This is a genomic window from Aliivibrio fischeri (assembly GCA_038993745.2).
GTDB classification, from domain to species: Bacteria; Pseudomonadota; Gammaproteobacteria; order Enterobacterales; family Vibrionaceae; genus Aliivibrio; species Aliivibrio fischeri_B.
In genome coordinates this window covers 1489070-1502979 of sequence record CP160629.1, presented here as the reverse complement: position 1 = coordinate 1502979, position 13910 = coordinate 1489070, and the positions used below count along the sequence as shown (strand labels likewise).

Sequence of the window (13910 nt, the reverse complement as noted above, 5' to 3'; positions counted from 1 at the left end):
AATTTGATGATTAGGTGATATTTTGGAAGATTTGAAAACTATACTGTTTAGGTTATCTAAATATTTGAGCGATTATGATCGTTTGGGTAAAGCAAACGACGCTCGAAAAATTGGTGAATGCGTATGTAGAGTTATATTACTCAGTTCTGAAAGTGAAACAACTCAGGCCTTAAGTTCAAAAAGTAAGTTTCAAGAGCTAATAGACTCTATTAGTAAAAAAAATCTAGATGTAAATGAAAATCATATTAAGAAAATTAAACTGGATCTTAAAGTTCTTCAAGACTTTGGTAATATAGATTCTCACGACAATGAAGTGGATATTAATTGTTCGGATAGTTCAAGAATAAGACTTTCTGTCGAAAGTCTTTTAAGAAATGTTTTTGATTCCAAAGAACATATTGACATTGATCAATCACTTCCCATGCCAATATATCATTTTATTAGTAAAGATATTTCTGAATCTGAAGATTGGAAGTGTACAGATATAATTTCGATAGTGTACCCAAATAGATATGTTACTAAAGCAAGTAAGAGTAAAAACTTTGAGTTTTATCATCTATCAGATGTAAATGGAAAAGGTGTTGGTTTTGTTTTTCTTGGTCGAAATGTTAGTTTCGCAGGCGCATTTAAAGAATTATTTGAAGAGCATAAGAATGATATAAAAAAATTAATATCCATTTCATTTCTTTTTCCAAAAGAAATAAGCAAAACCACTGGATTAGAAGTGAAAAATAGAAAGTCTAGTATAATTTCTAAATGCCAGCCTTATCAAAGTTCACACCCAAATATTGACTTTTCGCATCATTTTATTGAAGACTACATTTGGGATTATTGTTTGATAAATGCTCTGAAAGATGGGAGCCATGTAACTACTGAGCCTTTCTTCGTCGATCAGTGGTTGTATAAGAATGAGCAAGAAACACTAAGTTTAGATTTTATTGATTCAATAATTAGCAAAACTGATAATGACGCTAAACCTATTAATGTTGTGGTGGGTGATGGTGGGTTGGTAAAACTACATTCTGCCTGCAAGTTGTGGAAAAAATAGATCGACTTCTTTTTAATGGTCATAAGAAAAAAGCGTTGCTTTTATCTTCTTTTGATCTTCCAGATGAAGTAGGAAATAATGGGGAAAGAGTTGATTCAATTCAAAGTTTATACCGTATCTTACAAGATGAACCTGATTTAACTCTTGACTCAAAAAATTTAGCTCTAAATATCAGCTCTGGTAACTTATTTATTATAATTGATGGGTTGGATGAGATTGAATCTAAATTAAAAGAAAGGTTTAATTTGGATCTTTTTATTGACTCAGTAGTTGAATTAAATGAAACGTATAAAAACTGTTCAGTTCTAATTACTTCTAGGGAAAATAACTCAGAAAGATTCCATAGAAGTCAAGTTGATATTTTTAACTTGAGAGGATTTAATAGGGAGTTAACAGAGAAATACTTAGATATTCGTTATAATGACGATAAAGAATATAGTGGTAAAAACTTTGATAATAAGGTTATAAACCATATAGAGAGTTTATCACTTGATAGTGAAACGAATGTTACCCCTTTAATAATAAGGTTACTATGTGAATTGGTCGAATCTGAAGACAAAGGAAGCATTCCTTCCAGTTATGATGAGTCTAAATTCTTTATAATGTCAGAACCTTTAGATAAGGTCCTACATCAAATAATAATGAGAGATATTCTTAAACAAAATATTTCAATTACTAGTGATGATTACTTTGAAATTTTAAAGGATATCGTTTTTGATTATAAAGGAATGATCTCTAAATCAGATTTAGATGAATTATTAGAATGTTCACTACATGGTAAGTATACAGATAATTATACGGAGTTTTATGTTTCTCCTTTGTTGATTAGACAGGGTAGCCACTTTAAGATAAAGCATGACTCTTTTGAGTTTTGGCTAAAATCCAGATTTATTGCCAATAAAATAAACAATCAAGATTTAAACTTAGGACAAAATGTATTAACGTCTATTTCTCGTGACTGTTATAAAGGTGGGGCTTTAGTGGAAGATATTAAGCTTCACCGGAATCATGATGATTTAATTTTCTTGAAAAGTTTTATAGGTAAATCTATTCAAGAATTAAACAGTGCTAAGTTTGAAGAAAAATATAAGTATAGAAAAATACTGTCTAGCCTTGCTTATTTAGCTATGCCGAAGGACTTTGGCAATAGAGAAGTATATACTGAAAAACTGCTAAGCTTGTATGGTAAGCATAAAGGTGAGAGGATTAATAACTTGTCAATTTATGGTGACTTTCATCCATTAGATTTCAGGTCATTTTCTGTAATTGACGGATACTTCAATGGCTATTTAAATTTGTCTAAATCTACATTCCCTAGTGAAGATGTAGTATTTGTAGAATCAGAGTTTATTGATGTAGATATTGCTAGCTTCGGTAAAAATGATATTTCAGCAGATAACTTTCAAGATTGTATATTGCCTGATGAATTCAGAGAGTTTATCAAATCAACCGAACTTTCTGTAACTGAAAAGATGGACACTATAAAAAATGATTTGAAAAAAATATTCAGAGTTGGATTTAGACAAAATTCATTTGTTTGGAAAACAGAAGAGCTATATAAACAACAGTGTACATCGTTAAAACACAAATTAAACCTTTCTAAGTATCTAGAAGTTTTAGTTCAGCAAGGTTTTTTGTTAAAACAGCCAGCTAAAAACTCATCAGGAAAAGGTTTTGTTTTAAATAAGGGGCATGAGAATAGCGTCAAAGACTTTATTACACAGAGTATTATTAATGAACCTATCGAAAACCTGCTAAATGTACTGCAAAATAAATAACATGAGCATGCGTAGATAGAAAAATTCTTCTAATAATCTGTTTAAGAGTTATTCGCAACACATGGAATTTTTACTATGTGTTGCGTTTAGTTTTTAATGCGGCATATTTTCTCTTTACTTCAAACGAGCATTCTCCCTCAATAGACTTTAACTTCTCTGAAAATCATAGCTACTTAGCATAAATCGCTTTCAGGTTTATAAATTTCCCCAATGGTTTGGTAGAGTTATGATTCTATGTTCAAGGAGGGTTTCAAATGGGAACGGTAATAGGCTTACTCATATTAATTGCGATAGATTGGTATTTACTTCGTAAAACAGGGCTTCATATACACAAGTTTATTTCTAAAAAATATGCCGAATATTTACAAAGCAAAGAAAAAGATAAGTAGACTTGTGTTGTTCACCATTTCAAATTCGAGGTAAATATGATCCCACTAAGTTCATCTGTCGTGTCTGGCGTGGCGTTATCAAAAATTGATGGCGAAGTTAAAATGCTACTCATGAAAAGAGTAAAGGGTGGCTTTTGGTGTCATGTTGCCGGCTCAATTGAACAAGGTGAAACGGGTATTGATGCAATCGTTCGTGAATTTAAGGAAGAGACTCAAATTGACGTTTTAAATTTATACAATGCTCAGTATCTAGAACAATTTTACGAAGCCAGTGTTAATGTTATTCAACTCATCCCTGTTTTTGTTGTGATGTGTCCACCAGAGCAAACGGTGGTGCTAAATGAAGAACATACCGAATATAAGTGGTGTAGTTTAGAAGAAGCGCTTGAGTTAGCTCCATTTCCAAATCAGCATGCAGTGTTTAAGCATGTGTGGTCGTATTTTGTAGAAAAGCCCGTTAATGCGCTTTATCGGGTAGATGTTAGCTAAGTAGAAACTCTATTGCTGAAATGCATTCAAAATGCCGAGCAGAGTAACTTGCTCGGCTTTTATATTTAAATGAAGCCAAAATATTACTATCAATACTGTAAAAGTGTTTTGTGTATTCGCGGTATTGTGAGTGCTTTTAATCTCAAAACATCGCTCGTTTAACCATCATTTTCGTATTCGGAGCTTATCTTTGCCATTACAACAGCTTACGTAAGAATGTTTTACGTTTTGGTCATATTGTTCGTGTTTTAAATATAGTTAAACTCTTTTCCATGCCTTAGAGGTATTACCTTTTAAATATCAGTGGCCTACTGGTATGTGAAGTTTGGATATAATTACAAAGAGAATATTAATATGACAACATTGACTGAAAAATCAGGTATCACGCTGATTAAATCTGGTAGCTTTAAACTGAACGATCTTAGCCAATTATTAAATGAGCCAGGCTTAAAAAGTGATATGGCAGAAGTAGCAGTAACAAATAACACCAACGCATTAACGATGGGACACTTTACTATGTCTCCGGGTGTTGAGTTTGAATACTTTTATGATTCAGTTGAATACAAAGTAATTACTAAAGGCAAGATCGTTGTTCGTGACGTTGCTGGTAATAAATACGTTGCAGAAGTGGGTGATGTGCTTCTTTTCTCACCTGATGTAACGGTAATTTTTGATGCAGAGAGTGATGGTGAGGCAATTTACACGGCGCACCGTCAAGCTGCAGAAGACTTTGCTCCTGCTAAATAATGCACGATTTAAAGCCTGTGTAATTACAGGCTTTAAACATTATATTTAAATATCATAAAAGTGATTGCTCTGGTTTCTGCCATTATTTTTAGAATAGTACAGCGCCTTATCAGCTTCGATGATCGCCTTTTCATTGTTTGAATCATCTTCTTTATTAATAGAGTAGGTGGTAATACCAATACTCAAAGTGATGAAGGAAGAGACGTCAGAACTCTCGTGAGGAATAGATAGAGAAGTAATACAGGCTTGAATTTTTTCGGCCATCTGTATTGATTCCGCTTTATTGGTATTTTTCATCACAATAATAAATTCTTCACCGCCAAATCTTGTAAGAAAATCATTTTCTTTACAGCTTTCATTTAATGCCTTAGCGACGGCGATTAATGCTTCATCACCTTTTTTATGACCATAGGTGTCGTTGTATTTTTTAAAGTAATCAATGTCTATCATCATGACAGAGCGAACCGTTAAATCTTGATTATTCTCTAATAGATGAAGCTCTAATGCTCTGCGATTGGGTACTGCTGTTAAACCGTCCGTTAAGCTAAGATCATGCAATTTAAGATTAAGTGCGTTGATCTCTTTGTTTTTATTCATCAAAATTCGGGCGAAAGCGGCAATAACGATCAAAATACAAAGAAGGAAACCAGAGAAGAACATGATCTTACTAGCGTTTCTTTCAAGTTGTAAAATCCTATTTTCTTTCTTTTTATTATCAAAAGAGTGAAGTAAAAACTGTGTTTGTGCTTGGTTATTATCATTCAACTGTTTGGTTTTTACTGCGTGGCTTTTTGCTAAATACAAAGCCGCTTTTTGATAGTCTTTTTGTTTTTGGTAAGCATCATATAAGTAGAAATACGTTTCATCTTCTAGATAAAAGAGTTTACGTTGTTGAATTTCTTTTTTTGCTAAAGTGTGGTGATAAATAGAGTCATCATACAAACCTAAGTGATTGTATACCTTGCCATAGGTGTTATATAAGGTGACATCAAAATGATAAAAGCTGTTTGAAAGTCCATTCTTATGGCGCTCATTAGCTTGAGTTAGCAGCATGAGTGCTTCTTTCGCTTTTCCTGTAATCGACAGGTATTCAGCTTCTAGCAATAATTGGTTTGTTTGAAAATTCTCTTTAACAATGGAGTCTTTCTGTATTCTTAGGAGTCTAGCAGCCTCATCTAAATAATACTTTGCATTTTCCATGTCGTTGATTTGAAGATAAGCACTATATAGTTTGTATACGATGTAATAGGCTTCGTCTGGTTCTGTGTTGTTATTTTTATTCTGATATTCAAGTGCTTGCGTTAATTGGCGAATCGCTTCGTCATAGTTTTTTAAAAACAGATAATCGATACCAATATCCGTTAAGGTGTAAACGATATCGCTATACTGTTTCTTCTCTATGTAAATATTTAACGCTTTTAATTTAAAATCAATGCCTAGAATGGTTTGGTTATTGTTCCAATAGGAAAGGCCAAGGATGAAATAAACGTTCTCCATTTCTGGATATTTGATTTTTTGTGCAAATTCGAGTGTTTTTTGGGCTTGCTGGATGCTGAGTAAACTGCCTTGTTCTACGTGTGCAAGATCATACGTTCGACCTAATGAGATCGAAATGAAAGCACGACTATAGTCTTGATTTGAATTAAATAAATTTTCTGCATTTTGGTAGCTAAGTTTCGATCTTTCGTATTGATCTTGCTCTATTTCAATATAACTTCTTTCATAATAAAAACGAGACAATACATGCGAAGGAAGTGCTGGGTAGATGTATTGTTGAGCATGATTAAAATGCTTTTCAGCCAAATCAAACTGATTGTTTGCAGAGGCGATATAACCTTTAAGAAATTCTATATAGAAGGTTTCTGATTTGTTTGCTTTTAACTTGGCGTGTTGAGAGACAACAGACTCTAAATAATCTAGGTGTTCACCACGTCGAGCTGATTGAATGTTAAGGATTAATTCAATGGCTTTTTTAATTGAAGGTGATTCTTTAGTTGAATGTACAGATACATCTTCAGATAAAAAGGTAATAGAAAGAATAATAATTAAAATAAGAGAAATCAGCGAAGCTGTTAAAAGCCTAAGGTTCATGCAGGAATATCAAAAACAAATCAGTATTATTTATTTTATCAATAGAATTAGTATAAATATACATTCAGATCTTATTATTGAGAGGGTATTTTTGCTGTTATGTGACGATTGGCAAATAAAGCATCTCTGAGAATAGTCCATTTTATTAGATTGTTTAAAAAATGACTGTTCATTTTTTATTCTTTTGTATCAACTGTTTATTAAAATCATTCCAGTTATAAATATTAGTGTTCAAACTAAATTTTCGTTCAGCGGTTATCTTTGATACAATCTCGCGCCTGTTTTAAAGGAGAGCTAAATGAAATTACTGTATTGGTTAGATGAGTGGTTAACCAACTCACGTTCACAACAACAAGCGCGACTTCCGATGACGGGCAGCGATTTACTTGACGATGTGTTTGTTAAGTATGAGTTTGTTGATTTGGACAAGCCACTACTGTTTACGTTTTCTCCTGCGGGAACCAACTTAAAAGAGCAAGATCTTCATGAAGATTATGCACCTTGGGGCTATCATTTAGCACGCAAACAAGATGTGAATGTGATTTCATTTCAGCACTTGGGCCAGAGTAACTGGTTCCGTAGTCGAAACTTAATCTTCTTTTTAGAGCAATTATCTACCTTGCTTGAACCATTTACGTATCGTTTAGGGTATGGATTAAGTCGTGGTGGATTCGCTATTGGTGCATTTGCTAATTTGTTGCAACTTGACCAAGTTTTGCTGTTTCATCCTGTTAGTACGAAAAACCAAAACATTGCGCCATGGGATGACAGATCAAGCACTGAAATTGCACAGAAGTTTGATTGGGAAGGCGATTATCACGATCTTGATTTAGGAAAAGCGAAGGGCTATATCATTTATGACCCAACAAATCGCATCGATCGTTTGCACGCTAAACGTTATCCTGAACTGACGCATTTACGTGTGTTTGGTATGGGACATGGTACTCACGCTACTTATCTTAATAAATTCGGCTTTTATAAGCAGGTGGCGGTTGATTTCATGCGCCATCAAAAGGTTGATATTGCCCAATTTCGTCAGCAAACTAAAACGTTACGTTTTAAAGAAGATTATTACAAACGCCTTAATAAAGCGAACTCAAGCTCTGAGCACCGTCTGGGCTTATTGAGTAAAGCACATAATATTGTTATTGGTGAGAAAGAAGCGCACGTACAAGAGCACCAAGCGCAGATAGATGTTCAGCCTTTAATTGATATCGCACTTAAGCACCAAGATGAGCATCCAAAAGATGCCATTCAGCTTTTAGAAATGGCGCAATTATTAGTGCCAGATGATCCGGTGGTTGAGCATAAGTTAAAACAATTAGCGTAAAAGCCGTTTTAAATATTAACGCCTCATCTTGAATGGGGCGTTTTTGTATTTGCGGTTTAATGATCTTCATGAAGGCATTTCATTCTTTATATAGACCTATTACTATATAGATTACGTTCATTAACTAAGAAGTAATCCAATATGTCTCTTCCTCCTTGCCCTGTATGTAACTCTGAATTTGTTTATCCAGATCAAAACCATCTTATCTGCCCTGAGTGTGCTCATGAATGGAACCCTGAAGAAGCACTTATGGAAGAGAAGGTGATCGTTAAAGACGCTAACGGTACGTTGTTGGAAGAAGGCGATAAGGTAACGGTAGCTAAAGATTTAAAAGTTAAAGGCAGCTCTTTAGTGATTAAAGTGGGAACAAAAGCGGTTATTAAACGTATTGTTGATGGAAAAGATCATCAATTAGATTGTAAGGTTGATGGTGTTGGCGAAATGATGGTGACGGCTCAGTTTGTAAAGAAAGCCTAAAAGCCCAATTAATCAGGGATGAGGATAACCCAATGGATGGGAAAATTTATAAATGCGGACAGTGTCGTCAGTTTACTCGTACGCCAAATAATTCAAAGGATTTATGCGGTGCTTGGGATCAACCAACAATGGCAAACCGTGTTGCGTGTGATTTTTTTATGTTGAAATCTCTTAAAGAGAGTAAGACCAATGGAAGGTAACTCACCATGTTTACGTTAAAAGTGGATAACGAATTAAATCTAGCCCTCATTGAACCTTCTTTTGCGCCTAAGTACTTCGATATTGTATCAAGGCAACGAGCGTATCTATCTCAATGGTTGGCTTGGCCACCACATGCTGATTCAGAGGTTTTCTTCCATTCTTTTATAACTAAATCTTTATTAGATTATGCTGAAGGAAAAAGCATGGTTTGCGGCATGATTTATCAGGGTGAATTAGTTGGGAACATCAGTTTTAATTCGATTAATCAAAACCTGAAAACGGCAGAAATTGGCTATTGGTTAAATGAGGATTTTCAAGGAAAAGGGATCATCACTCGTTGTGTATCTAAACTTATTGATCTGGCGTTTAATGAACTAGGTCTAAATAAGATTCAAATTTCTGCTGCGGTAGATAACCAACCAAGCCGAGCGGTCTGCGAACGACTCGGAATGACATTAGAAGGGATTATCACCAGCAGTGAGAACTTGAATGGCCGCATTATTGACCATGCTATTTATGGTTTAATAAAAGATAACCATCAATGATAGTCATCAAAATATATCAGGAAGAAAATGCATCAGCTTTGTGGGATCTGTTTTTTAATACGGTACGAAAAGTAAATCGTAAAGATTATTCTAATGAGCAAGTGACTGCTTGGGCTCCTGAATCTTTTGATACCGATGTTTGGAAGAACAAAATGCAATCGTTGAATCCTTTTATTGCAGAGATAGACGGTGTGATTGTCGGTTATTCAGATTTGCAAGACGATGGATTGATAGATCATTTCTTTTGTCATTACCAACATCAAGGAAAAGGGGTTGGTAGTGCTTTAATGACACATATTCTTGAGCTTGCTAAAGAGCGAAAACTGCCTCGTGTGTATTCTCATGTCAGTATTACAGCAAAACCTTTTTATGAGCGTTTTGGTTTTACGGTTGTTAAACCTCAATGTATTGATGTGAGAGGCGAGCAGTTAATCAACTATGTAATGGAAAGACAAATTTTATAATTAATTTGAGTAGTAATTATTGTGAAAAATCAGAGCGTAATCATTCTAAAAAGACACATTATGATGTCTGTTTTTGTATTGTTTTTAAATGGGTGTAGCTCATCAGATCCACTAACTATGCAGATCGATCCCGTTAATGTAAAAGCTCAAATGTATACTTACTCTGATCTGAATAAAAATCAGAATGAATTGTGGGAGATAACCCACCAGTACTTGATGAATCATTATGAACAGCACCAAACAGAGATCAGGGTAATGGATCGTGCTAACGCGTCATTTATTGGCAAAGGGATTGTGAAGTGGAAAATATCACCAACAACGCCTTTATATTGTTACTCAGCGTATGATTTTCGCTTTATGGCGAGAGACAACAAAGCTCGGTTACAACTTAAGCTTTTGCCTGGGGTACCAAGTCTTTCAGGCTGCCATGATTGGAAATTGCCTTCAGAATATGGCTATAAACAGATCCTAGATAAGTTTGAGCGAGTGTCGTCTAACCTTGAAAATGCATTATTAAAATAAAATGTAGACGCATTTAGATAGCGTTATCCTATGTTTTTTGTCTTGAATATATTCAGTAATTATCTTTAGTGAAGGTATGGAAAGCTTATTACGGATAATTGTTGGATACTTTGGTTTTATTCGACTTCTTTATTGAATATTTGATATCTATCCGTTAATTTCTTTGAGCTACTGTTCGTTATGTAAACAACTCTTTTGATTTTCGGAGAAAGCTATTGTGTCATTATTCTTTTTATCTCAGGTATTAGTTGCAATAGCGATTGGATTTGATCTGATGTCTTTCCAATTTAAAGAAAGAAAAAAAATTGTTGGTTGCCTATTTTGCGCTGGGATTTTAATTTCAAGTCATTTTATTTTGTTAGAGCAATGGACGGCTGCAGGCTTAATGATAATTGCTACTATCCGTTACTTAACCAGCATTTTTTCTACTTCTAGTAAGCTTAAATATCTTTTTTGTAGCTTATCTATTGTTACATCAGTAGTCACATATGCAGGCATTGCAAGTGTATTAAGTTGTATTGGTTCTGTTTTTCAAACGGTTGCTGCATTTAATAAAGATGATAAACGACTAAGAGAATTAATGGTTATTGGCACTAGTTTTTGGCTTGTACATAATTATGTTATTGGTTCGCCAACAGCAGTTTTAATGGAAGCCTTGTTCATAAGTAGCAATCTAATTGGCTATTATCGCTACTATTATAAGAATGCGTAATTACGGATAAATTGAGATGCCGAATTTGTTTACAGATATACCAAATGAGTTACCTAGTGAGATCTTTGAAGATATTTTATCTACCTCCAATATTCGTATTGAGCGGATTTTATCTTATGGACATAGTTCCCCTGAACAAGGTTGGTATGATCAAGATGAAAACGAATGGGTGTTAGTTTTATCTGGTTTTGGTGTTATAGAGTTTGATGATGGGCGTGTTGTTACGTTAAATAAAGGGGATTACCTTAATATTAGAGCGCATGAAAAGCATAAAGTGCAAGCCACTGCACCAAATGAGACGACAGTGTGGCTTGCTGTTTTTTATTCATCAATCTTGAACTAAGACTTAAATTTTTATTCATATTCTGTCCTTTTAACCTTTTTCCACTATTTATTATCCTAGACTAATGATCAAAGCATCATTGTGGAACAAGGCATTTTTATGAGCATGAATAATAAACGTATTTATATCGCTATACTTGGCTCTTTCTGTTTATGTACATACGCTATTCTCGCGATATCTTCTGAGTCAAAAAAGGAATTATCCCACCTTGTAAAATGGCCTCATATTAGTAGTTCAATTCAAAAGCATGATTATATTGAAGAGAGAATTGCAAATATTGTGTCTCAAATGACATTAGGTGAGAAAGTTGGCCAAATGATCATGCCTGAATACCGTCAAATAACACCTAAAGAAGCAAAGCAATATAAAATTGGCTCTGTTTTAAATGGTGGTGGTGGATGGCCTAATGAAAATAAATACGCGACAGCTTTAGATTGGGCAAAACAATCAGATGAATATTGGTTAGCACTAGATGAAGCTTATGCAGGCCGCGGATTTCGCATTCCTTTCATGTGGGCAACAGATGCGGTACATGGTCATAATAATGTCTATGGCGCAACCATATTCCCACACAATATTGGGTTGGGTGCAGCTAATAATCCCAAGTTATTATTTGATATAGGTAGAGTGACGGCACGAGAAGTCGCCGTTACTGGACTGGATTTAACTTTTGCACCAACGGTTGCTGTTCCAAGAGATTACCGATGGGGGCGAGTTTATGAAGGGTATTCAGAGAACCCAGAAATCACATTCCAATATGCAAAAGAAATAGTAAAAGGTCTGCAAGGTGGAGAACGTGAATTACGTTCAGAAGAATATATTTTATCTACAGTGAAGCATTGGATAGGTGATGGCGGTACACATAATGGTGTAGATCGTGGCGTTACACAGGTAAATGAAAATGAATTACGAAATGTTGATGCTATCGGCTACTACGGCGCATTAAATGCAGGTGCTCAGCTTGTCATGACATCATTCAACTCCTGGCAAAGCGAAGTAGAGCAAGATCGTAAGTTAGAAAATGCATTTACATCTAAAGGTGTATTTGGAAAGGTTCATGGCAGTTACTATTTAATATCTAAGGTTCTAAAAGAGACATTAGGGTTTGATGGTATGGTCGTTACGGATTGGAATGGGCATGGTGAAGTTGCCGGTTGTACTAATCAAAGCTGCCCACAAGCTGTCAATGCCGGAAATGATTTGTTTATGGTGACGGATAACAAAGATTGGAAAGCGTTTTATCAGAATGTGATTAAGCAAGTTAATGATGGACAAATATCCATGAGCCGTATTGATGATGCAGTCACTCGAATTCTACGTGTAAAAATGCGAGCAGGTCTGTGGGAAAAGCCTAGACCTTCTTATCGATTGCTTGCTGGAGAACAAGAGATTTTAGGGTCATTAGAGCATCGAAAAATTGCACGTCAGGCAGTGAGTGAGTCATTGGTTTTATTAAAAAATAATAACCAAATATTGCCTCTACAAAAGCTGAATCGTAGTTATTTAGTTGTAGGAAGTGCCGCTAATGATATTCAAAAACAAAGTGGTGGCTGGACATTAACTTGGCAAGGTAATGAAAATAGTCGGCAAGATTTTCCACACGGTTCAACAGTATTAGACGCTTTTAGATCGATAATTGGGGAGAAACATATTTATACGGATGTTGAGTCTGCTCCTATGGACTCTGTTGCGATTGTGGTTATTGGTGAAAATCCTTACGCTGAAATGTATGGAGATATAAAGCCGCATGAAACTCTGGCATATTCAGAACTTAAACCTAGTTATGCAAAAGATTTGCAACTTATACAATTGCTGAAGAAGAAAGGGTTTAATGTTGTCACGATTCTGTTCTCAGGTAGACCACTATATATCAATCCTGAATTATCACTTTCTGATGCTTTTGTAGCTGCGTGGTTACCTGGTACTGAAGCAAAAGGTATTACAGATGTTCTGTTTGCAAAGGATGGAGCTGATTTTACTGGTAGATTGCCTTATTCATGGCCAAACAATAAATGTATGACATCGTTTGGTCTTAATCATAAAAACAAGCCTCTTTTCTCATATGGTTATGGTTTAGATTATTCTGATGATAAAGAGATTGAGCAGTTAGCTGAATTATTTATGGATAAACGTCAATGGGGATGTGGAGAGGAAAAGGTTCAAGATTTACCCATCGCAAATTTAGAAATATTTGGCAGGAATGCTGCAGATTTGTTTGTTCCTAAGATGAGTGGGAAAGTGACGAAATGGAAAGGAACGTTTATTTCACAGGGCAATAAAACTGAAATAGGATCGGCGTCATCGACCCCCATAAATTATAAACACCAACAAGACGCATTATATATCAATTTTGGCCAACAGCTTCCTATGCAATTCTATTTACAAACTCCGGATAAAAAAGGGGTAGATATGCGTCATTACTTAGCTGCTGACTCAAGATTAGAGTTTGATATTTCAATAAAACAAAAGCAATTACCAAGTTCATTAAAGTTAGCTACTCATTGTGTTTATCCTTGTGGAGCGATAGCTCCTATTCAAGATGCATTACAAACCGCATTAGCGACGTCGAACAATGAATGGATAACATTGAGAGTACCACTGCGATGTTTTTCTGAAAATGGAGTTAATTTTTCAAACATTAATACGCCATTTCTACTTTATACAGATGAAGCTTTTGAATTTGATATTGGTGATATTCGATACGTGCCGGGCGTAAATAAGCAGAACGCTGCTGAAATCAGTTGCGATCTCTTTAAGCCGATTTAATGTGGTTA

At 35.0% G+C, this 13910-nt stretch carries 15 protein-coding genes; 14 read left to right on the top strand and 1 reads right to left on the bottom strand.

Features of this window, described 5'->3' with window-relative positions; genetic code table 11:
• Positions 1-22: 22 nt before the first annotated feature.
• The 5 genes from AAFX60_007300 (at position 23) to AAFX60_007280 (ending at position 4451) form a co-directional block, all read left to right on the top strand.
• Positions 23-1048, top strand: coding sequence for a hypothetical protein (locus tag AAFX60_007300; GenBank protein XDF76605.1), 1026 nt, complete (start codon positions 23-25; stop codon positions 1046-1048).
• The gene (locus AAFX60_007295) at positions 1036-2826 is read left to right on the top strand and encodes a hypothetical protein (GenBank protein XDF76604.1); all 1791 of its coding nucleotides are present in this window, start codon (positions 1036-1038) and stop codon (positions 2824-2826) included. The genes AAFX60_007300 and AAFX60_007295 overlap by 13 nt, the downstream gene beginning before the upstream one ends.
• 254 nt (positions 2827-3080) lie before the next feature.
• Entirely contained in the window at positions 3081-3215 is a 135-nt protein-coding gene (locus tag AAFX60_007290; GenBank protein XDF76603.1) for a hypothetical protein, read from the top strand.
• Positions 3216-3251: 36 nt separating this feature from the next.
• A complete protein-coding gene (locus AAFX60_007285; GenBank protein XDF76602.1) occupies positions 3252-3704 on the top strand; it encodes an NUDIX domain-containing protein in 453 nt (150 codons plus the stop codon).
• 354 nt (positions 3705-4058) lie between these two features.
• Positions 4059-4451, top strand: coding sequence for a hypothetical protein (locus tag AAFX60_007280; GenBank protein XDF76601.1), 393 nt, complete (start codon positions 4059-4061; stop codon positions 4449-4451).
• A 45-nt stretch (positions 4452-4496) separates the two neighbouring features.
• On the opposite strand, the gene AAFX60_007275 is transcribed toward AAFX60_007280, so the two are convergent.
• A complete protein-coding gene (locus tag AAFX60_007275; protein ID XDF76600.1) occupies positions 4497-6542 on the bottom strand; it encodes a tetratricopeptide repeat-containing diguanylate cyclase in 2046 nt (681 codons plus the stop codon).
• Between the two features lie 298 nt (positions 6543-6840).
• Here AAFX60_007275 and AAFX60_007270 point away from each other — a divergent pair, with 298 nt between their 5' ends.
• The 9 genes from AAFX60_007270 to AAFX60_007230 all read left to right on the top strand — a co-directional run bounded on the left by AAFX60_007270 (position 6841) and on the right by AAFX60_007230 (position 13902).
• Entirely contained in the window at positions 6841-7872 is a 1032-nt protein-coding gene (locus tag AAFX60_007270) for a cytosolic protein (GenBank protein ID XDF76599.1), read from the top strand.
• Between the two features lie 141 nt (positions 7873-8013).
• A complete protein-coding gene (locus AAFX60_007265; protein XDF76598.1) occupies positions 8014-8349 on the top strand; it encodes a zinc ribbon domain-containing protein YjdM in 336 nt (111 codons plus the stop codon).
• Between the two features lie 32 nt (positions 8350-8381).
• Complete coding sequence (locus AAFX60_007260; protein ID XDF78959.1) at positions 8382-8549, top strand: hypothetical protein; 168 nt, start codon at positions 8382-8384, stop codon at positions 8547-8549.
• Between the two features lie 6 nt (positions 8550-8555).
• Positions 8556-9095, top strand: coding sequence for a GNAT family protein (locus AAFX60_007255; protein ID XDF76597.1), 540 nt, complete (start codon positions 8556-8558; stop codon positions 9093-9095).
• Entirely contained in the window at positions 9092-9559 is a 468-nt protein-coding gene (locus AAFX60_007250; GenBank protein XDF76596.1) for a GNAT family N-acetyltransferase, read from the top strand. The genes AAFX60_007255 and AAFX60_007250 overlap by 4 nt, the downstream gene beginning before the upstream one ends.
• A gap of 60 nt (positions 9560-9619) precedes the next feature.
• Positions 9620-10081, top strand: coding sequence for a hypothetical protein (locus tag AAFX60_007245; protein ID XDF76595.1), 462 nt, complete (start codon positions 9620-9622; stop codon positions 10079-10081).
• Between the two features lie 217 nt (positions 10082-10298).
• Positions 10299-10793, top strand: a complete 495-nt coding sequence (locus AAFX60_007240) for a YgjV family protein (GenBank protein ID XDF76594.1) — start codon at positions 10299-10301, stop codon at positions 10791-10793.
• A 16-nt stretch (positions 10794-10809) separates the two neighbouring features.
• Positions 10810-11136 (top strand): cupin domain-containing protein, encoded by a 327-nt coding sequence (locus AAFX60_007235; protein XDF76593.1) that lies wholly within the window; start codon positions 10810-10812, stop codon positions 11134-11136.
• Positions 11137-11235: 99 nt separating this feature from the next.
• The gene (locus AAFX60_007230) at positions 11236-13902 is read left to right on the top strand and encodes a glycoside hydrolase family 3 N-terminal domain-containing protein (protein ID XDF76592.1); all 2667 of its coding nucleotides are present in this window, start codon (positions 11236-11238) and stop codon (positions 13900-13902) included.
• Positions 13903-13910: the final 8 nt, after the last annotated feature.